The sequence below is a fragment of the Variovorax sp. E3 genome (assembly GCF_016082275.1).
Classification (GTDB): domain Bacteria; phylum Pseudomonadota; class Gammaproteobacteria; order Burkholderiales; family Burkholderiaceae_C; genus Variovorax.
Window position 1 is genome coordinate 1 of sequence record NZ_MOWM01000126.1, and the last position, 23,951, is coordinate 23,951.

Below are 23,951 nucleotides of genomic sequence, written 5' to 3' on the forward strand. Positions count from 1 at the left end.
CCGCGCGATCCGGGTCCAGGTTTCGGGCGGGGATTTTCTCCCTCCCCTCCCGGGGGAGGGCCGGGGTGGGTGCACGGCGGCCTTGACTACCGAACAGCGCTCGTTGGGCGCTTGCCCCCATCCCGGCCTTCCCCCGGGAGGGGAAGGAGCAATACACGAAGTCAGTGGGTTCGAAGGCCCTCGAACACAAGCATCGCCGCCGCAAGATCCTCAAGCGCCGTGCCGACCGCCTTGAACACCGTCCGCCCGTCGCCATCGACCCGCCCCCGCACCGCGCCACGCGCCAGATCGGCCAGCGTCCCCACCACATCCCCCGCCGCGAACACCCTGCGCGACATCGGTCCAAGCAGCTCCCCGCTTTTCTGCAGCGCCTCCTGCGTATCGACAAACAGCCGTGCGCCCGCAAAGCACGCGTCGTCCGCCTCCCGCATCTGCGGCGTGAAGCTGCCGATCAGGTCGAGATGGCTGCCCTCGCGCAGCCACGCACCTTGCACGACCGGCTCGGTGGCGAGCGTGGCGCAGCTCACGATGTCGGCGTCGCCCGCCGCCCTGGCAAGGTCCGGCGCCACGGCGGCGTCGATGTCCTGCGCGCGCAGGCGCGCGGCGAGCGCCGACGCGGCCGTCTCGTCGCGGTCCCACACCATCACGCGCTCGATCGGCCGCACGGCGCGGTAAGCCTCGGGCACGAGGCTGCCGACGCGCCCGCAGCCGACGACCAGCAGGCTGCGCGCTTCAGCGGGCGCAGGTAGGACGCCGCCAGTGCCGATGCCGCGGCCGTGCGGCGCGACGTGATCTCGTTGCCGTCGATCTGCGCCAGCGGCTCGCCCGTGCGCGCGTCGTACAGCACATAGGTCGAGAACAGCCCGGGCAGCCCCCGCTGCGCATTGCCCGGGAAGATGGTCACGGTCTTGATGCCCAGGTAGCGGTCGTGCTGCCACGCCGGCATGATCAGCACGGTCTGGGGCGAGGTGTCGGTCGCGGCCTGCAGCGCGTGCGTGTGCCGCAACGGCACCTCGCAGCCGGCCACGAACATCTCGCGCAGCGCGGGGATCAGGCGGTCGAAGGGCAGGGCGCGGCGGGTGCTTTCGGTGTCGATGATTTTCATGCGGGTGCGGGTAGGCAAGAGGAGGAAGAAAAAAAGCGGGCGGCGTCAGGCCTCGAGCACGACGTCTTCGAGCGGCACGGCCTGGCAGGTCAGGCACATGGCCGGGTCTTCGGGTTCGTTGCCGTGCAGATGGCGCACCTTGCCGGCCAGCAGGCGCACGGCGCAGCTCTCGCACTGGCCGACGCGGCAGCCGCTGGCCATCTGCAGGCCGAGCGATTCGGCGAATGTCAGCAGCGTGCCTTGCTTCGGCGTCCATGTCGCGGGGTCGCGGCCCGAGCGCGCGAAGCGCACGGTGAAGCGTTGGTCGCCGTCGGTGGGCGGCGCCGCGGGCGAGCGGAAGACCTCGCTGAAGATGTCGAAGCGCGGCACGCCCCGCGCCACCAGCCCCGTGGCCACGGCGTCCATCATGGCGGGCGGTCCGCACATGTAGAAGCGGGCGCGCCGCGCGATCAGCGTGTCGTCCACCACGCTCGCGTCGATGTAGCGGTCCGAGTGGTAGTCGATGCCGGGTCGGTCGTGCGGCAAGGGCGCGTTGTAGTGGTCGATCACCCGCAGCATCGGCAGCCGCGCGCGGTGTTGCGCGATGCGTTCGCGAAAGGCGTGGGTCGCGGTGTTCTGGTTGGCGTAGTACAGCCAGATCTCGGGTCCGTCCGCACCGTCGGGCAGCGACTCGAGCAGGCTGAAGAAGGGCGTGATGCCGATGCCGCCCGCGAAGAACACCAGTGGCTGCGGCGAGTGGCGCGGCAGCACGAAGCCGCCCGACGGCGCACGCAGCGCGACGGTGTCGCCGACCTTCAGCGCGCGGTGCAGGTGGCTCGACACCCGCCCTTCGTGCGGCGTGCCGTCGGCCGAGCGGCCGCGCTGGTGGCGCACCGCAATGCTGTAGCCGCGCCGGCCCGCCGCCACGGCCGCGCCGGTGAGCGAGTAGGCGCGCAGCACCTGCGTGCCGTCGTCCATCCGCAGCTGTATCTCCACGTGCTGGCCGGGGCGGTAGTCGGGCAGTTCGCCGTCTTCGACCGGCTCGAAATGAATGCCCAGCACGCCCTCGGCCTCGGGTCGCAACGCGCTGACGCGAAAGGGCCGATAGCCCTGCCACTTGCGCTGCCGCGCCTCGGTGGCCGGATCGCGTTCGACGTCGCACAGGAACGAGCGGTGTGGCACCGAGCCGCTCACGGGGTCGCAACTGTCGGCCGAGATCAGCGCGTTGAAGTTGCTGCCGAGCGGGCCTTCGGTCGGCATGCCGTCGCGGTCGAGTTCGGTGCAGCCCTGCCACCAGCCGAACTCGGCCACGATGACGTCGTCGGCCATCTGCGGCGTGACGCGCGCCACGAAGCGGGCCTGGCCCACGCGGGTGCGAATGCGCATCCAGTCTCCGTCCGCAATGCCCTTGGCGCTTGCGAGCGCGAGGCTCAGTTCGGCCACGGGGTCGGGCGCGCGCTTGCGCAGCGACGGCAGGCTGCGGTGCTGGCTGTGGCAGTAGAAGCCGTTCTTGGCCGAGCTCAGCACATAGGGAAAGCGGCCCTGCCGCGTGGCCTGCGCGTCGCGCGGCGTGTCGGCGGGCTCCACGAAGGTGGCAACGGGCGGCTGGCCGTGGCGCAGCAGGGTCTCGGAATACAGCTCGACGCGCCGGGTCGGGGTGTTGAAGCCCCGCACGCCGGTGGGCGTTGCGCGGGCGTACTTCTGCTCCCCGGCGTCGATGGCGCAGGCGATGCCTTCGGGCCTGGCGCGCAGCTGCGCAACCGTGAGCCCGAGCGGCTCGAGGATGTGGTTCCAGCCGGCGTCGAGGCTGCCGCCGAAGAAGTCGTCGCCCATGCCGAGCAGGGTGGCCAGCTCGAACAGCACCTCGTTGTCGGAGCGCGCCTCGCCGCGCGGCGTCACCATGCGCTGGCGCAGCTGTACCCAGCCGGCCGCGCGGTCGTCGATCTCGAAGCCGATGCGCAGGCCCTCGCGCTCCCACGGCGTGTTCACCGGCAGCAGGATGTCGGCGTACTTGGCGGCCGGTGTTTCGAACAGGTCGCAGTGCACATGGAATTCGAGCTGCGACAGCGCCCGGTGCGCGAGCGCCGTGTCGGCCTGCGACACCGGCAGGTTGGTGCCGAAGGCCACCATGGCGCGCACCCTGTAGGGCTCGCCTTCGAGGATCGCGCGGTAGGTGTCGCGTGCCGTGACCCAGCCGTGCGCGGGCGGGCCGATGGGGCGCTCCTGCAGGCCCAGCGCCTTGGCGCGTTGTTCGTCGGGCAGCAGCGTGAGTGCGTTGACCGCGTTGACGCGCGGCCCCACGCGCACCCGGTTTCCTCCAATGCGATCGAAGCTGCCGCACAGCGCATACAGCGTGGCGACCGCGCGCTCCGCCTGCGTGGCGTTGGTGTGCTGGCCGATGCCGGTCCACGCGTGATAGGCCACGCGGCTGCAGGTGCCGAAGAGTTCGGCGACGGCGCGCAACGAGGCTTCGGGCACGCCGGTGATGCGCTCGACTTCTGGCGGCGCATAGGCGGCGCAGCCCCGGGCCAGCAGCTCGAAGGCCGGGGCGCACGCCAGGCCGCCAACATCGACCGCGCCGCGCAGGCGAAAGTGCGCGCCGCCTTGCGCGTCGGCCGCCTGTTCGGTGTCATGAGGCTCGGCGCGGTGGCGCGCTTCGTTCCACACCACGAAGCGGTTGCCTTCGGCCTCGGGCCACAGGTCGCGCTCGCGCAGGAAGAGCCCGTTGTCGCCGCGCACCAGCAGCGGTGCGTTGGTCCATTCGCGCACGAAGCGTTCGTCGAAGCGCGCATCCGCGATCAGCAGGTGAATGAGGCCCAGCGCCAGCGCCGCGTCGGTGCCGGGCCGCACAGGCAGCCAGGTGTCGGCCTGCCGGGCCAGCGCGGTGGGGCGCGGGTCGACCACGACCATCTTCGCGCCGTTCGCGCGCCCCCGGCCGATCGCGTTGGCCTGTGCCAGCCAGGTGTTGGCGGGGTTGTGGCCCCACAGCACGATCAGGTCGGCCTGCGCGTAGTCGGCCGCGGGCATGCCGCAACCGAAGGTGAAGGCGTGCGCAAAGTCCTTGTGCCAGTTGCAGACCTCGGTCGCGTAGCAGATGTTGGGGCTGCCGAAGACGCGCACGAAGCGCTCGATCCAGTCGATGCTGTCGGTCAGCGGCGTGCCGCTCGGCGTGGTGACGGCGAACACCACCGACTCGGCGCCGCTCTCGGCCTTGACGGCGTTCAGGCGCTGCGCGGTCTCGGCCAGCGCCTCGTCCCAGCCGATGCGCACCCAGCCCGGGTCGGGGTCGGTCTTGGGGCGCGTGCGGCGCATCGGGTAGCGCAGGCGGTGCGGGCTGTGCACCAGCTCGGGCGCGGCCTTGCCCTTCATGCACATCGCCTGGCCGGTGGGGTGCGAGGCGTCGGGCCGCACCGCCACCAGCATGTCGCCGCGCACCTCGTTGAGCGTGCCGCAACGAGAGCGGCAGAGCGTGCAGTAGCCCTGCTTGATCTCCGTCTCGGCCGTTGCCGTGGTTGTCGTCACTTGCACCCCGGATTCGCGTTGCGCATCAAGGCATCACCGGCGCGACATAGCTCAGCGTGCGGCCGAAGAACCAGAGCATGAAGAGCACCAGCGGCGCGTGCACCAGCAGCTGCAGGAAGGTGAAGCCCACGATGTCGCGTGCCTTCAGCGAGAGCACGCCCAGCAGCGGCAGCATCCAGAACGGATTGATCAGGTTGGGCAGCGCCTCGGCCGCGTTGTAGACCTGCACGGCCCAGCCCAGGTGCACCTTCAGGTCGTTGGCGGCCTGCATGACATAGGGCGCCTCGATGATCCACTTGCCGCCGCCCGAGGGAATGAAGAAGCCCAGCACCGCGGAGTACGCGCCCATGACCACCGCGAAGCTGTCGACGCTGGAGATGCTCACGAACAGGTGCGCGATGCGGTCCGACAGCGTGATGCCGCCGTCGCCCTTGGCGGAGGTCAGCATGGCCGCGATGGCGCCGTACAGCGGAAACTGGATGATCACGCCCGCCGTGGAAGGCACCGAGCGCGCCACCGCGTCGAGAAAGCTGCGCGGGCGCCAGTGCAGCAGCAGCCCGATCATCAGGAACAGCAGGTTGTAGGTGTTCAGCCCCGAGATCGCGATCAGCGGGCTCTTGGCCATGAACTCCTGCGCCAACCAGCCGAAGCCCAGCGCGCACAGCAGCAGCGTGAGCAGCGGGCTGCGCTCGAACCACTCGCCAGGGCGGCGCGTGGCGGGTTCCGCCGTGGCCGGCTTCGCTTCGCCCAGGTCCACGCCCAGGTCCTGCGCCGTCACCGCGTGCGCGGCGCCGGGTGCGGACCACAGCGCGACGGCCACCGACGCCACGATCAGCACCAGCGCCATGACGGCCGACTGCCACAGGAAGATGGTCTGGCTGAACGGGATCACGCCGGTGATGTCGAGGATGCTCTTGGGCAGGCTGCTGGCGTTGGCCTGCAACTGCGCCGCCGACGAGCTGAGCCCGAGCGCCCAGGTCGCGCCCATGCCGAGGTAGGCCGCGGCGCCGGCGGCCCGGTAGTCCATGCGCAGGTCGAGGCGGCCGGCCAGCGCGCGCACATACAGCGCGCTGAAGATCAGCGAAATGCCCCAGTTGAAGAGCGACAGGATCATGCTGATGGCCGCCACGTAGGCAATGGCCTGCCTGCCCGACACCGGCACCGCGGCCAGCCTGCGGATGAGCCGCGCGGCGGGCGGCGATGTCGCCACCACGTAGCCGCCGATGGCCACCAGCGCCATCTGCATCGTGAAGACGATCAGGCTCCAGAAGCCGTCGCCGAAGGACTTGGCCACGGCCTGCGGGCTCGACCCGTTGAGCATTGCCGCGCCCGCCACCACCACCACGGCGATGGCCGCGAACACGAGGCGTCGGGGAACCAGCGCTCGGCCCAGGCCGTGAAGCGCAGGCCCAGGCGGCTCAGCAGGCCGTTGCCCGCGCTGGCGCTTTGGGGTGCGGGCGCCCCGGGGGCGTGGCCTTGGCCGATTCCGGCGGAAGTCGATGATGTCGATGGCATGTGTTGTCTCCTGCTGCCGGATGCGTGGGTGTGCTCGTCACACGCCTGACATGGCGTGCAGCGCGAATATTTGGAATCGGCATCGATAATTCATAATCTCTATTTTCAATAGAGCGATATAGGAACGGTCTATGTCGATAACCATCAAGCAGTTGCAGCACTTCACCGCCGCCGCGCACACGGGGCAGGTGTCGCGCGCGGCCCAGCGCTGCTACGTGAGCCAGCCGTCGCTCACCACCTCGCTGAAGAACCTGGAGGCCACGCTGAAGGTGCAGCTCTTCACGCGGCACTCCGACGGCCTGCGCCTCACGGTCCAAGGCGAGGGCTTTCTGCGCCATGCCGAGCACATGCTGAGCACGCTCGAGGCGGCGATCGAGGAAACGCGCAATTCGGTCTCGTCGGTGGAAGGCCGGGTGCAGATCGCCATCACCGACACCGTGTCCGAGTACATGCTGCCGAAGATCATCGGCGCCATGCGGCGGCAGCTGCCGCTCGTCGAGTTCGAGCCGGTGGAGCGCAACCGGCTCGAGATCGAGGACGGCCTGCGCGGCGGCGAGTTCGACCTGGCCGTGGTGCTGGTGTCGAACCTCTCGCGCGCGCCGGACATCCGGCGCGAGAACCTGCTGAAGTCGCAGCGCCGGCTGTGGACCTCGCTCGACCATCCGCTGGTCAGCCACAAGGCGGTGTCGCTGAAGGAAATCGCCGAGCAACCTTTCGTGCTGCTCGACATGGACGAGCACGTGGAAACCGTGGGCCGCTACTGGGGCGCGATGAAGCTCCAGCCCAAGGTCGTGTTCCGCACCAAGTCGATCGAGGCGGTGCGCAGCCTCGTGGCGCAGAACGTGGGCGTGACGATCCTGTCGGACCTGGTGTTTCGCCCGTGGTCGCACGACGGCGGGCGCATCCGGCGCACGGTGATGACGAGCGCCGTGCCGTCGATGGACCTGGGCCTGGCGTATCGGCGCGGGGCCGTGCTGTCGAAGGCCACGGCGGCCTGTGCGACCACCTTGCGGCTGCTGGCGAAGACGCTGACGCGCGAGTCGCTGCCGCGCGGCGGCGAGGCGTTGCTGGAGGAACCGGTCGGCGAGTAAGGCGAGGGCGCCTGCCGCTCAGGCGGGTTCCAGCCCGCAGCGGCGCTTGGCTTCTTCGCTGTCCTTGGAGGCCATGAAAGCGAGCAGCGCGCGCACGGCATCGGGTCGCGATGCGCGCGAGCCTGGCGCGGCGCTGAAGGTCGTGGTGATCTGGATCTCCGGCGGCAACGGGCCCAGCAGCGCGATGCCCGCGACATCGATCAGCTCGCTCCGTTGCTGGAAGCCCAAGGCGGCTTCTCCTTGCGCGATCAGCGAGGCTACCGGCACGCCGGGCGGCGCCTGCACCAGGCGGTCTTTGATGGCGCCGGCGATGCCCCAGCGCTTGAACAACGCGATCAACGCCACGCCGCTCGGCCCGGTCGAATAGGCGATGCCTTGTGCGTCCAGCACGGCGCGCCGCACCGCGTCTTCGCTGGAGATGTCGACCTGCGCGGCGCCCGCGTGCACGGCCACCGCAACGCCGGAGCGAGCCACATCGATCTTGCGCGACGCATCCACCTTGCCGGCCGCAGCGAGCTTGTCGAGCGCCTCCGAAGCCAGCACCACCACGTCGAAGGGCTCGTCGGCCAGCACGCGCCGCGCGGCCTCCACGCCGCCCACCGACTCGAAGGACACAGGCACGCCGCTTTGCCGGGTGTACGCCGCCGTCAGCACTTGCATCAGGCCGCGCGTGGCCATCGAGCCGATGCCCCGAATGGCGTGCGGCGACACATCGTTGCCCGCGGCCATGGCGCTCAATCGGGCTTGATGCCGGCGTCGCGGATCAGCTTGCCGTAGCGCGCCACGTCGGTCTTGAGCAGCTTGTCGAACTGCGCCGAGGGGCCGGGCAGCGGCACGCCGCCGGCGGCCGCGAGCTGGGCGCGCACCTCGGGCGAGTCGATGGCCTTCTGCACCGCGTCGTGCAGCTTGTCGACGACCGGCTTGGGCAGGCCGGCCGGCCCGACGAAGCCATACCAGACGCTCGCCTCGAAGCCCGGATAGCCCGACTCGGCCACGGTGGGCACGCCCGGCAGCACGGCGGAGCGCTCGGCGCTCATTACCGCGAGCACGCGCAGCTTGCCGGACTTGGCCAGCGGCAATGCCTCCAGCGCATTGACCGCGACCACGTCGACATGGCCGCCGAGCACGTCGGTGAGCGCCTGCGCGCCGCCCTTGTAGGGCACATGCCGCAGTTGCAGGCCGGCCGTGTGCTGGAACAGCTCCATGGCCAGGTGCGGCGTCGAGCCGTTGCCCGGCGTGGCGACGGTCAGGCCGCCGGGCTTGGCCTTGGCGGCGGCGACCAGCTCGGGCAGCGTCTTGATGGCCGACTCTTCGCGCACCGTGAACACCACGGGCACGCGGCCGACCAGGGCCACCGGCGTCAGCTCGCGCTCCAGGTCGTAAGGGGCCGGCTGGAACAGCGACGGGTTCACGGCCAGCGCGTTGGCGGCCAGCAGCAGCGTGTAGCCGTCGGGCGGGCTCGTGATGACCGACTTGATCGCGATGTTGGTGCCCGCGCCGGGCTTGTTCTCGACGATGACCGGCTGGCCGAGGATGGCCGACATCTTCACGCCCACCGAGCGCGCGATGGCATCGACCGCGCCGCCCGCGCTGTAGCCCACCAGCACCTTCACGGGCTTGGACGGAAAGGCATCGGCCGCGCCGGCCATGCCGAAGTGGCCGCACAGGGCCAGCGCGGCAGCGCCGAGCGCGAGGCGTCGGGAAAGGGTTTTCATTGCGTGTTGTCTCCAGAAGTAGAAAGCGGGGCGGCGTTGCCGCTGGTGTGGTCCCAGGCCTGCGGCGCCGCGTCCTTGCCGGCCACCGAATACAGCGCGCCGGGCGCGTTGCGGGTCTGCTGGAAGTCTTCCAGCGACTGGCCGCGCATGGCGGCATAGATGTGCAGGTTCGACACGCCCACCACCGCGCCCAGCTTCTCCAGCATGAAGAAGATCACGCCGTACCGGATCAGGCTGCGCCAGTCGCGCGCGCGCACCATGTCGCGCTCCTTCGGCGTCAGCGCGGCGGCTTCGAACGCGGCCTCTTCGTCCGCGAGAAAAGCCGCGCGATGCGCCGGCCGCGTCATGCCGTGCAAAAACTTGTTGAGGCGGTAGGCGCGCACGCTGGTCTCGAGTGTGAACGGGTAGGTGCCGTCCAGCGCTTCGACGCCGGCGAGTTCTTCGTCGATGTGGCGGCGGTGGCGTTTGACTCGCCCGCAATCGGCGGGCTCGCGAGGTTCTCGTAGATGGCGGTGGCAATGCCCGTCATCGAGGGCAGGTAGTAGCTCTGGTGCGTCTTGCGCACGTTGGACGACATCGCGCCGCGCATCACCAGCCACATGATGACTTCGGCGCCTTCCATGCCGCCCAGCGTGGCCAGCTCGGCCTGCGTCATCTCGGTCAGGCGCACGGGGTCGTTCTCGATCAGGTCGAGAAACCGCGCGTCCCACGCCGTGTTGTTGAAGCCCGCGCGCTCGCCGTGCACCTGGTGCGAGAGGCCGCCGGTGGCAACGATCGCCACCTTCAGGTCGTCCGGGTAGCTTTCGATCGCGCGGCGCAGCGCCTGGCCCAGCTTGTAGCAGCGCCGCGCCGAAGGCACCGGCGACTGCAGCACGCCGACCTGCAGCGGCACCACCGGAATCGGCCATGCGGGCCGGTGCGGGCACAGCAGCGACATCGGCGAGAACACGCCGTGGTCGAGCGCGCGGTCCTGGAAGAAGGACATGTCGAACTCGTCCGCCACCAGCGAGCGGCCGATGTGCCGCGCCAGCGCCGGATGGCCGTCCAGCGGCGGCAGGTCGCGCGCGCCGCCGCCTTCGTCGGCCACCTCGTGCCGCTCGCCCACGCCCAGCGAGAAGGCCGAGTAGTGGTCGAAGAAGAACGAGCTGACGTGGTCGTTGTAGATGAAGAACAGCACGTCGGGCTTCTTGCTCGCCAGCCACTGCTGCACCGGCGCGAAGGCCTCGAAGATGGGGGCCCACACCGGGTCCTGCTGCTTGTTCTTGTCGAACGCGAAGCCGATGGTGGGCGTGTGCGAGCAGGCGACGGCGCCGATGATCTGGGCCATGGTGCGCTCCCTCGCTCAGTCGATGTAGCGCAGGCCAGCCTTGGCCAGCGGCTCGCGCATCGCGTACATGTCCAGCCCCAGTTCGCCGGCCGCGAAGCGCGCGCGCTTGCCGGTCTCGTTGGCCTCGCGGGCCTCGGCCGCATCGGCCACGCGCGCGGCCAACTGCGCGGGCACCACCACCACGCCGTCGATGTCGGCCAGCACCACGTCGCCCGGCTGCACCAGCGCGCCGGCGCACACCACCGGCACGTTGACCGAACCCAGCGTGGCCTTGATCGTGCCCTTCGAGTGGATGGCGCGGCTGAACACGGGGAAGTCCATCGCGATGAGGTCGCGCACGTCGCGCACGCCGCCGTCGATCACCAGGCCCTTGCAGCCGCGCGCCTTGAGCGAGGTGGCGAGCAGGTCGCCGAAGAAGCCGTCGGTGCAGTCGCTGGTGCAGGCCGCGACCACCACGTCGCCCGGTTGCACCTGCTCGGCCGCGACGTGCAGCATCCAGTTGTCGCCGGGCTGCAGCAGCACGGTGATGGCGGTGCCGCACAGGCGCGCCTCGGGGTGGATGGGGCGGATGCGCGGCGCCATCAGGCCGAGCCGCCCGAGCGCCTCGTGCACCGTCGACACGCCGAAGCGCGAGAGCTTTTCGACGGCGGCGGCATCGGCGCGCGCGACGCGGCGATGCACGACGCCGAGCTCCTGGAGAACGGGGGGGGTCGACATGGTGTTCAAAGTCCTTTTTGCTTCAGTGCGCGGTCCAGGCGCGGGTACACGCGGCGCGCGTTGCCTTCGTAGATCTGGCGGCGGGCCTTGTCGTCGAGCATCGGCGTGGCGTCGATGTAGCGGCGCGTGTCGTCGTAGGGAAAACCGGTCTCGGGGTCGATGCCGCGCACCGCGCCGATCATTTCGCTCGCGAACAGCACGTTGTCGACCGGGATCACGCGCGTGAGCAGGTCGATGCCCGGCTGGTGGTACACGCAGGTGTCGAAGAAGATGTTGTTGAGCAGGTGGTCCTTCAGCAGCGGCTTCTTCATCTCCTGCGCCAGCCCGCGAAAGCGGCCCCAGTGGTAGGGCACCGCGCCGCCGCCGTGCGGAATGACGAAGCGCAGCGTGGGAAAGTCGGTGAACAGGTCCGACGTGAGGCACTGCATGAAGGCCGTGGTGTCGGCGTCAGGTAGTGCGCGCCGGTGGTGTGGAAGCACGCGTTGCAGCTGGTGCTGACGTGCACCATCGCGGGAATGTCGAGTTCCACCATCTTTTCGTAGAGCGGGTACCAGTGGCGGTCGGACAGGGGCGGGCTGTTCCAGTGGCCGCCCGAGGGGTCGGGGTTCAGGTTGATGCCGACGAAGCCGTACGCGTTCACGCAGCGCTCGATCTCCGGGATGCAGCTGGCCACATCGACGCCCGGCGACTGCGGCAGCATGGCCGCGCCGATGAAGTGATCGGGGAACAGCTCGCTCACGCGAAAGCACAGCTCGTTGCAGATGGCGGCCCAGGTCGACGACACCTCGAAGTCGCCGATGTGATGCGCCATGAAGCTCGCGCGCGGGCTGAAGATCGTGAGGTCGCTGCCGCGCTCCTTCATCAGGCGCAGCTGGTTGGTCTCGATCGATTCGCGCAGTTCGTCGTCGCTGATCTTCAGCTCCGAGACCTTGGGCCTTGCCGACGGGTCGCCGATGCCGGCGATCTGCCGGTTGCGCCATGTCTCCAGCGCCTTGGGCGCGGTCGTGTAGTGGCCGTGGCAGTCGATGATCATTCGCGGCGCTCCGGGCGGTGTGCAGTGGGTGCTTCAAGCATCGGAGAAGTCTGCGCGAACGGGGCCTTGCGCGGCGTGAGTTAGCGTTGCGCTGCCATCATTCTTTTTTATCGAGAAGGGTTAACCCTTGTGCTTGAAAATGCATGATCGAAGGGAACGCGATGGCCCTGAAGCAACAACCTGCACATCACAAAGTTATCGAGCGCACCGACGGCGGGGCGCTCGGCATCAACCTGCGCCACCTGCGCGCGTTCACGGCCGTGGCGGCGGCCGGCAGCATCGCCGGCGCCGCCGATGCGCTGTACCGCGTGGCGTCGGCGGTGACGCGTTCGGTCCTCGACCTGGAGGCCGCGCTGGGCCGGCCGCTGTTCGACCGGCGCGCGCGCGGCGTGGCGCTGAACGCCTACGGCGAGCTGGTGCGGGTGCGCGCCCTGCGCATCGAGCGCGAGTTCGAGGAGGCGCGCACGCAGCTGGTGGCACGCGGCGGCATCGACGGCGGCGCCGACGTGCAGTCGCTGTTCACCTCGATCCTGAACGGTCGGCGCCTTGCGGTGGTCGCAAGCCTTGCGGAAAAGCGCAACATGCCCGCGGTGGCGCGCGAGTTCGGCATCACGCAGCCGGCCATCAGCAGCGCGCTGAAAGACCTCGAAGGCGGGCTCGGCGTGGCGCTCTTCATGCGCGGTGCGCGCGGGCTGTCGCCCACGCCGGCGGGCGAGATCGTCGCCTTCTATTTCAAGCGGGTGCTGTCGGAGCTGCGGCACATCGGGCCCGACATCGCGGCCAGCGAGGGCCTGCTGCAGGGCAGCGTGAACGTGGGCGCGCTGCCGCTGGGGCGCACGCAGATCCTGCCGCTGGCCATCGCGTCGTTGCTGGCCCGGCATCCGGGGCTGCACGTGGCCACGGTCGAGAGCCCTTATGACGCGCTCGCGGCGTCGCTGCGCAGCGGCGACATCGACTTCATCCTCGGTGCGCTGCGCAGCCCCGGCGAGGCCAAGGACCTGCAGCAGCAGGCGCTGTTCGAAGACCGCATCTCGGTGATCGCCCGCGCCGGCCACCCGCTCGCGCGCGCCGCGCGCATCGACTTCAGGATGCTGCGCGAGGCGCGCTGGGCGCTGTCGCGGCAGGGCTCGCCGTCGCGCGAGCTGCTGGAGCGCTTCTTCTCGAATGCGCGACAGGCGCCGCCGCTGCCCGCCGTCGAAACCGGCGACCTGGCCGTGCTGCGCGGCTTGCTGCTGGAAAGCGACATGCTGACGGCGCTCTCGCCGCACCAGCTGCGCTACGAGATTCGCGACGGCAGCCTGGTGGTGCTGGACTTTCCGCTGGAGGAAACCCGGCGCGAGATCGGCCTGACGCAGCGCCTCGGTGCCTTCCCGTCGCCGGGGGCGCGGGCCTTGATGGACGAGATCGGCAAGGTGGTGGCGGGGTCGCCGGACTTCCTCGGCGTGTCAGGCGGCTGATGAATCAGGCTTGGCCACGAAGGCCTGCTTGCCGTGGCGGTCGAAGCCCGCGCCCTCGTAGAACCGGAGCGTGGCTTCGTCCTTGCGACCGGTCATCAGCATCACCTTGTAGCAGCGCTGCGACCAGGCGAAGGCCAGCGCTTCGTGCAGCACGGCCTTCGCGTGGCCCTGCTTGCGGTGGTCGGCGTGCGTCACGACGTTCTCGATGACGCCGTAGGGCCTGCAGCCCCGCGTAAGGTTGGGGATGACGCTGATGGTGCAGCTGCAGACCAGCGTTTCGCCCACGTAGCCGCCGAAGTAGCGGTAGCGCGGGCTTGCCAGCAGTTCGCGCCAGACCGCTTCGACCTCGGCGGCAGCGGGGAGCGGGGCGTCGGATGCGTGCAGGTGGCGGTAGAGCGCCATCAGCGCTGGGAGTTCGGGTTCGGAGATCGGGCGTATGTGCATGGGGCGCTCCTGTCTTCGCTGCATTGTTGCAGCGCCGCCCGACGCTCCCCCCGCTGCGCCCGTCAGTCGAGTTCCGCGCGCGAGAAGAGGTCGCGCATCTGCGCCTCGTCCTCGCACATGGCGTGGAAGGCGAGGGCGAAGCTCTCCAGGGCCTGCCTGTCGCCCGAATAGGCGCAGAACATGTCGCCCTCGGGGTCCAGGCGCACGATGTTCTTCAGTTGCGGCATCTTCTCTTCGAGGAACACCGTGGCCAGCGAACCCCAGTCGTAGCCGTTGCCTTCGAAGCCGTCTTCCGCGCGCTCCGCGAAGATGTTGGTGCGGTAGTCGCCGGCGTTCAGCACGACCGACGTGCTCTTGTCGCCGTAGACGACCCGGAAGGGCTTGATCGCTTCATTGGTGGTGCTCATTTCGAAGGCTCCGCTTTCGTTGAAATCGGGTGGACAAGCCTCGCGATGTTCGGCGCCCTGCATGACACGGCGACGAAACCCCCACGGCTTTACTGGAACCCGAGCTCCCGCATCGGCAGGCCTCGCGCACTGTCGCTTGCCTGCGCGCGGTGGCCCAGCCCCGCCGTGGCGCCGAGCGTGTCGTGCCCGCGCTCCAGCCTGAACTGGCCCACGATCTGCGACAGGCTGCCCGCCTGTTCCTGAAGCGACTGGGCCGCGGCCGAGGCTTCCTCGACCAGCGCGGCGTTCTGCTGCGTGGCCTGGTCCATCTGCGTGATGGCCTGGTTGATCTGCTCGATGCCCGAGGTTTGCTCCTGGCTGGCCGCGCTGATCTCGCCCATGATGTCGGTCACGCGCTTCACGCTGCCCACGATCTCGTCCATGGTGCGGCCGGCGTCGGCCACCTGGCGGCTGCCTTCCTCGACCTTCTCGACCGAGTCGCCGATCAGCGTCTTGATTTCCTTTGCCGCGGCGGCCGAGCGCTGCGCCAGGCTGCGCACTTCGGAGGCCACTACCGCGAAGCCGCGGCCCTGGTCGCCGGCGCGTGCCGCCTCGACCGCCGCGTTGAGCGCCAGGATGTTGGTCTGGAACGCAATGCCGTCGATCACGCTGATGATGTCGACGATCTTCTTGGACGAGGCATTGATCGAGCCCATGGTCTCCACGACCTGGAACACCACGCTGCCGCCCTTCACCGCCACTTCCGACGCCGACGTGGCCAGCTGGTTGGCCTGGCGCGCGTTGTCGGCGTTCTGCTTGACGGTCGAGGTCAGCTCCTCGATGGAGGCGGCGGTTTCTTCGAGGGAGGCGGCCTGGGACTCGGTGCGCGACGACAGGTCCTGGTTGCCGGTGGCGATCTGCGTGCTGGCGGTCGACACGTTCATCACCACGCCGTGCACCTGCGTGAGCGAGCTTTGCAGGGCGGTGCGCATCAGGTCGAGCGCGCGCAGCAGGTGGCCGGTCTCGTCGTTGGCGTAGTGCGACTGGGCCTTGCCGGTCAGGTCCATGTCGGCGATCGATTGCGCGATGGTCTCGGCGTTGCGCAGCGGGCCGGTGATGCTGCGTGCCAGGAACCAGGCCAGCAGCCCGCCCAGCACCAGGCTCACGGCGGAGCACACGATCAGCAGCGTGCTGGTCTGCGCGCGCAGCTCGTTGGCGCGCACGGCGGCGGCGTCGAGCTGCTGGCGCTGCAGGTCCACGACCTGCTGCACGCCCGCGATGTAGCTGGTCGACGTGGGCTGGAACTGCGAGTCGAACAGGCGGTTGGCGCCTTCGAGGTCGCCCTTGAGCTTGAGCTTGCTCACTTCTTCGCGCGAGGCGAGGTAGGCCTTGCGCAGGCCGCCGACCTTGTCGAGCAGCTGCTTTTCCTCGGGCTTGACCAGCTTGCTCTCGATGAATTTCTGCAGCTCGGTCGTGTCCTTGATCGAGGCGGCCGTGGCCGGCGCGAAGTAGTCGATCAGGCTGGAGTCGCTGCTCTTGGCGATGGCGGCGGCGCGCTGCACGCCGGCCGTGGTGTGGCGCAGCCAGTCGGAGCGGCGCGCTCGGTCTTGACGTTGTCCTGGATCATGGCGTCGATCTCGTCGCTCAACTGCCGCAGCTTGTAGACGGCGGCCACGCTGGTGGCCAGGAACAGCGCCAGGATGACGCCCAGCACGATGGTGAGGCGTTTGCCAATTGAGACATTGCTCAAGAACATGATCTGACTCCAGGACTCAAGGGGGAACGGAAAGACGGCCGCCGGGGCAGGGCGGCCGTCTTCGAATCTGAAAAAAGCGACCGGGTGGGCGCTCTCCTTGCTGGATATCGGCAGTTCGGGTGAAAACTTAAGGCAACTTTCGCACGCAGGGCACGAACGGCCCCGGCGCGGCCGTTCAGGCCACTTTCGATTCGGGCAGCACGGCCGTCAGCGCGAAATCGACGAGGTAGAGCCAGGTCGCCTCCAGGCCCATGATGCTGTGGTGGTCGGAGGCCGGCACGGTCTGCACGCTGATGGGCGTCGGCCAGGCGTCGATGAGTTTCTGCGAGCGCTCGGGCAGCACCACGTCGTCGCGCTCGGCCAGCAGCACCTGGGTCTTGGCCGCCACTTCCTTGCAATGCTCCAGCGAGTTGAACTGGTGCCGCAGCAGCAGCGACAGCGGAACCAGCGGAAAGCGCTTCTTGGCGACCTGCAGCATCGAGTCGTAGGGCGTGACCAGCTGCAGGCTCGCGAAGTCCTGCCGCGCCACGAGCTGCACGGCCACGCCCGTGCCCAGGCTGCGCCCGACCACGTGCAGGCGCGCCTGCGGGTAGGCGCGCCGCAGGTGGCGGGCGAACTGGCCCGCGTCTTCCACCGAGGCGACCTCGGACGGGTGGCCCTGCGAGTCGGCCACGCCGCGGTAGTTGATGGCGGCGAAGCCGAAGCCCTCGGGCAGCCAGTGCAGCATCTGCGCGGTGGCGCGGACGTCTTCGCCCCGGCCCGCGAAGTAGATGAACAGGTCGTGCAGCGCGGCTTCGCCCTGCGGGTGATAGACGTAGCCGCGCACCATGCCGCCGGGCACCGTGTGCGAGTAGGTGGAAAAGTCGTCCGACAGATGAACGACGGGGAGCTTGCGGGCGTTGAAAAGAATGTGGCCCTGGCGCGTGGCGAGCAGGGTCCAGTACGCGGCGAGGCTGCCGATGGCGGCGGCCGAGGCCGACAGTGCGATGCGGGAGACTTTGGATGACAAGTCGGGTGCTCCGGGAGAGAGGTTCGAGGCCCTAGTTTCGCCTGTTCTTCGCGTGTGAGAACTTGCGTACTCAAGAGTCGCACTGCTGACACGCGCATGCATTGCGTTCTAGGATGCTACGCATCACAGACACGAGAGAGCGCACATGTCATCCACCGAAGTCGTCATGCCCGAACAACTGTTGCGCGCGCTCGAGGTCCAGAGCCACGCGCCGATCGCGCGCATCGGCGAGGCGCTGTCTTCGCTCGGCATGATCACCGACGACCAGCTGCGCGACGGGCTGGCCCAGCAGCGGCGCGAGCCCGACGTGCCGCTGGGCGAGACGCTGGTGCGCATGGGCGTGGTCACGCGGGTCCAGCTGCAGACCGCGCTGGTGCGCAAGATGGGCTACCCGCTCGTGAACCTGCACCTGTTTCCGGCCGCGCCCGAGCCTTGCGCAAGATCGGCCACGGCGTGGCGCGGCGGCTGCAGATCATGCCGCTGATGCTGCACGAGGGGCGCCTCGTGGTGGCCATCGACGACCCGAGCAGCCGCCATTCGGCGCTCGACGAGGCGGAGTTCATCGCGCAGACCAAGATCATTCCGGTCGTGGGCCAGTGCCTGGACCTGGACACCGTGCTGAACGCCGCCTACGAGAAGATCGGCGAGACGGCCGCCGCGAGCCTGTTCGCCGCCAACCTCGACCCCATGCGGCCCTTGGAGTTCGACATGGCGGGCACCAGCGAACTGCTGCAGACGCTCGAGAAAGAAGGCCCGGCCGCGCCCACCGCCGAGGCGCCCATCGAGCAGTCGGACAACTCGCTGGTGCGCATGATCAACAGCATGATCCAGGAGGCCCACCGCGAGGGCGCCTCGGACATCCACATCGAGAGCTACCCCGGCCAGGAAAAGACCCGCATCCGGTTTCGGCGCGACGGCCTGCTCTACACCTACCTGGAGCTGCCGCCGAGCTACCGCAACGCGATCGTCGCGCGCGTGAAGATCATGTGCGACCTGGACATCAGCGAAAAGCGCAACCCGCAGGACGGCAAGATCAACTTCGCCAAGTACTCGCCGCAGCACCGCATCGAGCTGCGCGTGGCGACCATCCCGACCAACAACGGGCTGGAGGACGTGGTGATGCGCATCCTGGCGTCGGCCAAGCCGATTCCGATGACCGAGCTGGGCCTGTCGCCGAACAACCTGGCGGAGCTGACGAAGGCCGTCGAGCGCCCCTACGGCATGGTGCTGTGCGTGGGCCCCACGGGCTCGGGCAAGACCACGACGCTGCACTCGGCGCTGATGCAGATCAACACGCCCGAACGAAAGATATGGACCGCCGAAGACCCGGTGGAAATCACGCAGACCGGCCTGCGCCAGGTGCAGATCAACCCGCGCATCGACTGGACCTTTGCCAAGGCGCTGCGCGCCTTCGTGCGCGCGGACCCCGACGTGATCATGGTCGGCGAAATCCGCGACGAGGAAACCGCGAAGACCGCCATCGAAGCCTCGCTGACCGGCCACCTCGTGCTGTCGACCCTGCACACCAACAGCGCGCCCGAAACCGTGACCCGCCTGCTCGACATGGGCATGGACCCGTTCAATTTCGCGGACTCGCTGCTGGCGGTGCTGGCGCAGCGGCTGGTGCGACGCATCTGCACCCGCTGCGTCGAGAGCAGCCCCGCGAGCCCCGAGCGGGTCGAGGAACTGCTGGACGACTACATGCACGCCTTCGGCGCGCGCGAGGACCACGCGGCGCAACGCAAGGCCGTGCGCAACGACTGGCTCGCCCGCTACGGGCGCGAGGGCCAGTTGCACGCCTACCATGGTGTCGGCTGCAAGCACTGCGGCGGCACGGGCTTCAAGGGGCGCGTGGGCATCCACGAGCTGATGGTGATGTCGAAGACGCTGCGCCGCCTGGTGCAGACCGGCGCGCGCGCCGAAGAACTCCAGCAGGCCGCGCTGCAGGAGGGCATGCGCACGCTGCGCCAGGACGGCATCGAGAAAGTGCTGGCCGGGCGCACCACGGTCGAGGAAGTGCGCGCGACCAGCAACGTGTGAGGCTTTGCGCTAGCTCGCGCCGGCGCCCGGCTGCGGATAGCCGATCTCCGCGATATCGCCCTCGAGCGACGCGAGGTCGGCTTCAGGGTTGAGCCGCTCGACGAGCGCGGCGCTCAGCGGCTCATGCCGATAGATCGCGGCAACGGCGTCCAGGTCGACATCGCATTCGTAGTAGTCGCCGGCGAACTCCACGTATTGCTCGGGCCGCCCGGCAAGAATGCCCAGGAGTTGCGCGGAGCCGTCCGCGTCTTCTTCGCCCGTGGAAGCTTCGGCGGTGCCGCAAGACCAGCGCGCTTCATCGGCGAGCCGCCAGATGCAGAACGTGCTGTCCTGCGTGGTGAAGGCCGGCTCGTGCAACAGGTTGGCGTGGAAGGCCGCCGGCAGGCGCTCGAAGATCGCGGGCGAGGGGTTGCCGGGGCGAAACGTCGGGGCCTCGTGCATGAGGCCATGGAGCGCGGCGCCAGCGGGGCAGAAGACGGCGAACCAATGGTCGCCCGAGCCGTTGCGCATCGACGCCATCGCCACGCCCTCGGCCCATGCGCTATTGAACGAGTAGTAGCGGTACTCCCACTCGGGCGACAGGATGGCATCGAGCATGGCCAGCGACTGGGTCAGGCGTTGCAGGCCCTGAATGTCCGGGAGTCCGTTCAGGTTCTTCGTCGAGATGGTCATTCGGTGTTGTGCGAGCGTGGCGCTTCGTGAATGGAAGGAGCGCTCATGCTAGCGGCCCGGTCTCTTGACGACCGCAAAGCCCCGCACTAACATCCGCGCCGCAGTCGCCGCCATGGTGCTGCCGTAGGCGTTACCGTCATCCAACGCGTCCTTTGTCGAGAGGATCCCAGCTGGGAGTGTCTCGATGCAAAGAACGCTGCCGCATGACTTCACACACTGACGCCGACTTCATTCGCCCGCTCGGGCATTCCATCTTCGCGGGGCTCGCCCCCGCCATCCCTGTCTCACCCATCGTCCCCGAGGTCTTCCCCGGGGTTTCTCGCCGTGAGCATGCCGCCGCGCGCGCGAAGGTTCAACTGAAGGAGCGATCCACATGCAAATGACCGGCAACACCATCCTCGTCACCGGCGGCACCAGCGGCATCGGCCGCGCGCTGGCCGAGGCTTTTCACGACCGGGGCAACCGCGTCGTCATCACCGGGCGACGCCAGTCGCTGCTCGACGAGATCACGGCCGCGCGGCCCGGCATGGCGGGCCTGCCGCTCGACCTGGACGACCCCGCGTCCTTGCCCGGGCTGGCCGTCGAGGTGCGCGCGCGCTACCCCGGGCTCAACGTGCTGATCGCCAACGCGGGCATATCGCTGGCCGAAGACCTGGCCTCGGACGACTGGAACGCATCGGCCGCCCAGTCGCTGGTGGAGACCAACATCATGGGCGTGCTGCGGGTCGTGGCCGCGTTCCTGCCGACGCTGAAACATCGGCCGAACGCGGCCGTCATGGCGACCAGCTCGAACCTCGCCTTCGTGCCCCGCGCCGACTTCGCGACCTATTGCGCGAGCAAGGCCTTCCTGCACTCGTGGCTGCAATCGCTGCGGCATCAGCTGCGCAAGTTTCCGGTCGAAGTGCTCGAGCTGGCACCGCCCTATGTCCAGACCGAGCTCACGGGCGCGCAGCAGGCGGTCGACCCCCGCGCGATGCCGGTGGCCGCGTATGCGGCCGAGGTCATGCAACTGCTGGAGCGGCAGGAACACGCGCGGGGCGAGGTGCTGGTCGAGCGCGACAAGGCCCGGCGGTGGGCGGAGCGGGACGGTCGATACGAGGCGACCTTTGCTGCGATGAACCCCGGTTGAGGGGGGCGCGCGCCGGTGCGATCGGGCAGGGCGGCTGTTCAAGGCGTCGCGATGCCGAAACCCACCCCCACCGGAATCCGTAGAAATTACAGATTCATGCAAACAGAGGGTTTACCAAGCGGCGCGCTGGAGGAAAATCTTTGCATACAAAGACAACACCCTCCGCGCCATGACACTCGACCAACTCTTTGCCGACGACGAATCGCTTCCCACCGTCCCGAAGGTGGTCGCCGATCTGATCGATATGTTGCATGACGACAATGTGCCCTTCGCGGTCGTCGCGCATCGCATCGAGCTCGACCAGGTGCTGGCGGCCCGGGTGCTGCAGATGGTCAATTCGCCGTTCTTCGGGCTGCGTCGCAAGATCTCCTCGATCCAGGGCGCGATCCTGATGCTGGGCCTCTCGGCCATCCGGTCGTTCGTGGTGAGCTCGGGGCTCTCGGCCACCTTCAGGAAGGTGGAGGGCGTCAACCTGCCGGGCTTCTGGGCCCACAGCCTGCGCGTGGCGTCGGTCTCGCGCTACCTGGCGTCCAAGACGCGCAGCGTCGACCCCAACCTGGCCTTCACCGCGGGCAGCATGCACGCCATCGGCCACCTGATCATGGCGCAGGCCATGCCCGAGCGCATTGCCGCGCTCAATGCCATTCACCCCTTCGAAGCCCTGGGGCGCGCGCAACTGGAGCTTGCCGAGTTCGGCTATCACTACGGCGACGTGAGCGCATCCCTGGCGCGGCGCTGGGATTTCGCGTCCGACCTGGTCGGCGCGCTGTCGAGCTTCGTGACGCCGGCCAAGTCGCAGCCGGTGGACCCGCTCGCCGGCGTGCTTCACCTGGCGGTGTGGCGCGTGGCGCTGGAGCGCCAGGGCGTGGACCTGAGCCACGTCAGCGGCTTCTGGCCCAGCCAGTCGGCGCTGGCGGTCGGCATCACCGAGGACATGGTCCACGAGATGCCGGCACCGCGCGTGCTCGCCGCCGACCTGGAATCGATGATCGCCTGACGCGCCGGGCGTCAGGCGTCAGGCGTCCTCTCTCCGGATCTCAGATCTTCAGCGGCGCGAACGACTTCACCAGGTCGTCCAGCGCTTTGATCTGCGCCAGGAACGGCTCCAGCTTGTCCAGCGGCAGGGCGCTCGGGCCGTCGCACTTGGCTTGCGCCGGGTCCGGGTGGGCTTCGAGGAACAGGCCCGCCAGCCCGACCGCCATGCCGGCGCGCGCCAGGTCGGCCACCTGTTCGCGGCGGCCGCCCGATGCGGCGGCGCCGGCTTCGCGCTGCTGCAGCGAATGGGTCACGTCGAAGATGATCGGCAGGTTCTGCGTGGTCTTCTTCATGACGCCGAAGCCCAGCATGTCCACCACGAGGTTGTCGTAGCCGAAGCAGGTGCCGCGGTCGCACAGAATGAGCTTGTCGTTGCCGGCTTCCTTGAACTTCTCCACGATGTTCAGCATTTGCGGCGGGCTCAGGAACTGGGGCTTCTTGATGTTGATGACCCGGCCCGTCCGGGCCAGCGCCACCACCAGGTCGGTCTGGCGCGCAAGGAACGCGGGGAGCTGCAGCACGTCGACCACCTCGGCCACCGGGGCCGCCTGCGCGACTTCGTGCACGTCGGTGATCACGGGAACGCCGAACGCGTCTTTCACGGCCTGCAGGATCTTCAGGCCCTCGTCCAGGCCGGGGCCGCGGTACGAATGGATGGACGAGCGGTTGGCCTTGTCGAAGCTGCCCTTGAAGACGTAGGGAATGCCCAGTTTCCGCGTGACGCGCACGTACTCTTCGGCGCTGCGCAGGGCCAGGTCTTTCGACTCGAGGACGTTCACGCCGCCGAACAGGACGAAGGGGCCGTCGTTGCGGACGTGGACGTTGGGGGTGATGGTGACAGTGGTCAAGGTTTTCTCCTGGCGATGCACCGATTCTCCCTCCGGTTGGCCTAGCCGCCCGGCGTGACGGTCAGATACAGGGTCGTCAGCGTGCCCGCCACGGGCCGCAGCAGCTTCAGCAGCAACGGCCGCCCGTAGCCTTCGCCGGCCAGCCGCTTGAGCAGGTCGGACAGCTGCGCCAGCGGCGTGCCGTCGCAGCCGATCAGGATGTCGCCGCCGCGCAGTCCGTCGCGCGCCGCCGCCGAGCCGGCCACCACCTCGACCACGCGCACGCCGGTGGCCACGGGCCATTCGTTCTCGCGCACCCAGCGCCGGGGCAGGGCCATGGCGGCGCACTGCACGCCCAGCTTGCCGCGCCGCACGGCGCCGTGGCGCATCAGCTCGCCGGCCACCCAGCGCGCGGTGTCGATCGCCACCGCGAAGCTCAGGCCCTGGGCCGACGGAATCACCGCCGTGTTCACGCCGATGACCCGCGCCGCACTGTCCAGCAGCGGCCCGCCCGAATTGCCGGGGTTGAGCGCCACGTCGGTCTGGATCACGTCCTCGATCATCCGGCCGCCGCGCGAGGGCAGGCTGCGGCCCAGCGCGCTCACGATGCCGGCCGTGACGGTGAAGTCGAAGCCCAGCGGGTTGCCCACGGCCACGGCCAGCTGGCCGGGCAGCAGGGCGGCCGAGCTGCCCAGCGGCAGGAACGCGCTGGGCGGTGACTCGATGCGCAGCACCGCGACATCGGTCGATGCGTCGATGCCCACGAGGCGCGCGACGCTTTCGGTGCCGTCGGCGAAGGCCGCGCGCAGCTCGCTCGCGCCTTCGACCACGTGGGCGTTGGTGATGGTGAAGCCGTCGGGCGTGAACAGAAAGCCCGAGCCGCTGCCCTGGCCGCCCGGGTTGCCGCCCGCATTGCCGCCTTTTGGCGGTTTTCGGACCTTGATGTGCGCGACCGCCGCGCTGGCGGTCTGGGCCACCCGCGTGACGGTGGCCGAGTAGGAGTCGAGAAGGAATTCGTCGCGCGCGCCCATGGGAGCACCTCTTTCAGTCGCCAGGATCTCCAGCAGAAATGGCGGCGCGAAAGCGCTTTTCAACCCGGGCCGGAACGCCCGCGGGGCGCGGGTGCGGTCAGCCGCGCGGCACGGCCGGCGAGGCCGCCGCCGCGTTCGGCGAGTGCTGCAGCGCGGCGGGC

The 23,951-nt window shown here is 69.1% G+C and carries 14 protein-coding genes and 6 pseudogenes; 5 read left to right on the forward strand and 15 right to left on the reverse strand.

Annotation, left to right across the window (positions count from 1 at the left end):
* Positions 1-161: 161 nt before the first annotated feature.
* The 3 genes and pseudogenes from BMG07_RS30435 to BMG07_RS30445 form a co-directional block, all read right to left on the reverse strand.
* Positions 162-1,105, reverse strand: a pseudogene (locus BMG07_RS30435) (ornithine cyclodeaminase family protein).
* A 45-nt stretch (positions 1,106-1,150) separates the two neighbouring features.
* The gene (locus tag BMG07_RS30440; protein WP_198087659.1) at positions 1,151-4,612 is read right to left on the reverse strand and encodes a molybdopterin-dependent oxidoreductase; all 3,462 of its coding nucleotides are present in this window, start codon (positions 4,610-4,612) and stop codon (positions 1,151-1,153) included.
* 19 nt (positions 4,613-4,631) lie between these two features.
* Positions 4,632-6,028, reverse strand: a pseudogene (locus BMG07_RS30445) (short-chain fatty acid transporter).
* Positions 6,029-6,252: 224 nt separating this feature from the next.
* Between BMG07_RS30445 and BMG07_RS30450 the strand changes: the two are divergent.
* On the forward strand, positions 6,253-7,212 hold the full coding sequence (locus BMG07_RS30450) for a LysR family transcriptional regulator (RefSeq protein ID WP_198087660.1): 960 nt from the start codon (positions 6,253-6,255) through the stop codon (positions 7,210-7,212).
* Positions 7,213-7,230: 18 nt separating this feature from the next.
* On the opposite strand, the gene BMG07_RS30455 is transcribed toward BMG07_RS30450, so the two are convergent.
* The 5 genes and pseudogenes from BMG07_RS30455 to BMG07_RS30475 form a co-directional block, all read right to left on the reverse strand.
* Positions 7,231-7,941 (reverse strand): substrate-binding domain-containing protein, encoded by a 711-nt coding sequence (locus tag BMG07_RS30455; RefSeq protein WP_269759562.1) that lies wholly within the window; start codon positions 7,939-7,941, stop codon positions 7,231-7,233.
* Positions 7,942-7,946: 5 nt separating this feature from the next.
* Complete coding sequence (locus BMG07_RS30460) at positions 7,947-8,927, reverse strand: tripartite tricarboxylate transporter substrate binding protein (RefSeq protein WP_198087661.1); 981 nt, start codon at positions 8,925-8,927, stop codon at positions 7,947-7,949.
* A pseudogene (locus BMG07_RS30465) lies at positions 8,924-10,254 on the reverse strand (gallate dioxygenase). The gene BMG07_RS30460 and the pseudogene BMG07_RS30465 overlap by 4 nt, the downstream one beginning before the upstream one ends.
* 15 nt (positions 10,255-10,269) lie before the next feature.
* Positions 10,270-10,971, reverse strand: coding sequence for a 4-carboxy-4-hydroxy-2-oxoadipate aldolase/oxaloacetate decarboxylase (ligK, locus tag BMG07_RS30470; protein WP_198087662.1), 702 nt, complete (start codon positions 10,969-10,971; stop codon positions 10,270-10,272).
* 5 nt (positions 10,972-10,976) lie between these two features.
* Positions 10,977-12,004 (reverse strand): annotated as a pseudogene (locus tag BMG07_RS30475) (amidohydrolase family protein).
* A 161-nt stretch (positions 12,005-12,165) separates the two neighbouring features.
* On the opposite strand from BMG07_RS30475, the gene BMG07_RS30480 reads away from it, so the two are divergent.
* Positions 12,166-13,461 carry a LysR substrate-binding domain-containing protein gene (locus BMG07_RS30480; protein ID WP_198087663.1) on the forward strand — a complete coding sequence of 432 codons (1,296 nt, stop codon included), beginning with the start codon at positions 12,166-12,168 and terminating at the stop codon, positions 13,459-13,461.
* Here the strand turns inward: BMG07_RS30480 and BMG07_RS30485 are convergent.
* From BMG07_RS30485 to BMG07_RS30500, 4 genes and pseudogenes are all read right to left on the reverse strand, one after another.
* A complete protein-coding gene (locus BMG07_RS30485) occupies positions 13,450-13,905 on the reverse strand; it encodes a GNAT family N-acetyltransferase (protein WP_198087664.1) in 456 nt (151 codons plus the stop codon). The genes BMG07_RS30480 and BMG07_RS30485 overlap by 12 nt on opposite strands.
* A 62-nt stretch (positions 13,906-13,967) precedes the next feature.
* Positions 13,968-14,312: an immunity 51 family protein gene (locus BMG07_RS30490; protein WP_198087665.1), complete on the reverse strand. Its 345-nt coding sequence runs from the start codon at positions 14,310-14,312 to the stop codon at positions 13,968-13,970.
* 89 nt (positions 14,313-14,401) lie between these two features.
* A pseudogene (locus tag BMG07_RS30495) lies at positions 14,402-16,047 on the reverse strand (methyl-accepting chemotaxis protein).
* A 175-nt stretch (positions 16,048-16,222) separates the two neighbouring features.
* Entirely contained in the window at positions 16,223-17,056 is an 834-nt protein-coding gene (locus BMG07_RS30500; RefSeq protein WP_269759563.1) for an alpha/beta hydrolase, read from the reverse strand.
* Positions 17,057-17,201: 145 nt separating this feature from the next.
* On the opposite strand from BMG07_RS30500, the pseudogene BMG07_RS30505 reads away from it, so the two are divergent.
* Positions 17,202-19,096, forward strand: a pseudogene (locus BMG07_RS30505) (GspE/PulE family protein).
* A gap of 9 nt (positions 19,097-19,105) precedes the next feature.
* Here BMG07_RS30505 and BMG07_RS30510 read toward each other — a convergent pair.
* A complete protein-coding gene (locus BMG07_RS30510) occupies positions 19,106-19,768 on the reverse strand; it encodes a hypothetical protein (RefSeq protein WP_198087667.1) in 663 nt (220 codons plus the stop codon).
* A 373-nt stretch (positions 19,769-20,141) separates the two neighbouring features.
* Here BMG07_RS30510 and BMG07_RS30515 point away from each other — a divergent pair, with 373 nt between their 5' ends.
* Together BMG07_RS30515 and BMG07_RS30520 are read left to right on the forward strand one after the other, a co-directional pair.
* Complete coding sequence (locus tag BMG07_RS30515) at positions 20,142-20,897, forward strand: SDR family oxidoreductase (protein WP_198087668.1); 756 nt, start codon at positions 20,142-20,144, stop codon at positions 20,895-20,897.
* A gap of 169 nt (positions 20,898-21,066) precedes the next feature.
* The gene (locus BMG07_RS30520; protein WP_198087669.1) at positions 21,067-21,894 is read left to right on the forward strand and encodes an HDOD domain-containing protein; all 828 of its coding nucleotides are present in this window, start codon (positions 21,067-21,069) and stop codon (positions 21,892-21,894) included.
* A gap of 40 nt (positions 21,895-21,934) precedes the next feature.
* On the opposite strand, the gene kdsA is transcribed toward BMG07_RS30520, so the two are convergent.
* Together kdsA and BMG07_RS30530 are read right to left on the reverse strand one after the other, a co-directional pair.
* A complete protein-coding gene (gene kdsA, locus BMG07_RS30525) occupies positions 21,935-22,780 on the reverse strand; it encodes a 3-deoxy-8-phosphooctulonate synthase (RefSeq protein ID WP_198087670.1) in 846 nt (281 codons plus the stop codon).
* Positions 22,781-22,821: 41 nt separating this feature from the next.
* The gene (locus tag BMG07_RS30530; protein ID WP_198087671.1) at positions 22,822-23,790 is read right to left on the reverse strand and encodes a S1C family serine protease; all 969 of its coding nucleotides are present in this window, start codon (positions 23,788-23,790) and stop codon (positions 22,822-22,824) included.
* Between the last annotated feature and the right edge of the window lie 161 nt (positions 23,791-23,951).

What these genes read in the sequence shown, in the direction of transcription:
- BMG07_RS30450 (WP_198087660.1), top strand. Translation starts at nt 6,253, where the DNA reads ATGTCGATAACCATCAAGCAGTTGCAGCACTTCACCGCCGCCGCGCAC.
- BMG07_RS30455 (WP_269759562.1), bottom strand. Translation starts at nt 7,941, where the DNA reads ATGGCCGCGGGCAACGATGTGTCGCCGCACGCCATTCGGGGCATCGGC.
- BMG07_RS30460 (WP_198087661.1), bottom strand. Translation starts at nt 8,927, where the DNA reads ATGAAAACCCTTTCCCGACGCCTCGCGCTCGGCGCTGCCGCGCTGGCC.
- ligK (WP_198087662.1), bottom strand. Translation starts at nt 10,971, where the DNA reads ATGTCGACCCCCCCCGTTCTCCAGGAGCTCGGCGTCGTGCATCGCCGC.
- BMG07_RS30480 (WP_198087663.1), top strand. Translation starts at nt 12,166, where the DNA reads ATGGCCCTGAAGCAACAACCTGCACATCACAAAGTTATCGAGCGCACC.
- BMG07_RS30485 (WP_198087664.1), bottom strand. Translation starts at nt 13,905, where the DNA reads ATGCACATACGCCCGATCTCCGAACCCGAACTCCCAGCGCTGATGGCG.
- BMG07_RS30490 (WP_198087665.1), bottom strand. Translation starts at nt 14,312, where the DNA reads ATGAGCACCACCAATGAAGCGATCAAGCCCTTCCGGGTCGTCTACGGC.
- BMG07_RS30510 (WP_198087667.1), bottom strand. Translation starts at nt 19,768, where the DNA reads ATGACCATCTCGACGAAGAACCTGAACGGACTCCCGGACATTCAGGGC.
- BMG07_RS30515 (WP_198087668.1), top strand. Translation starts at nt 20,142, where the DNA reads ATGCAAATGACCGGCAACACCATCCTCGTCACCGGCGGCACCAGCGGC.
- BMG07_RS30520 (WP_198087669.1), top strand. Translation starts at nt 21,067, where the DNA reads ATGACACTCGACCAACTCTTTGCCGACGACGAATCGCTTCCCACCGTC.
- BMG07_RS30530 (WP_198087671.1), bottom strand. Translation starts at nt 23,790, where the DNA reads ATGGGCGCGCGCGACGAATTCCTTCTCGACTCCTACTCGGCCACCGTC.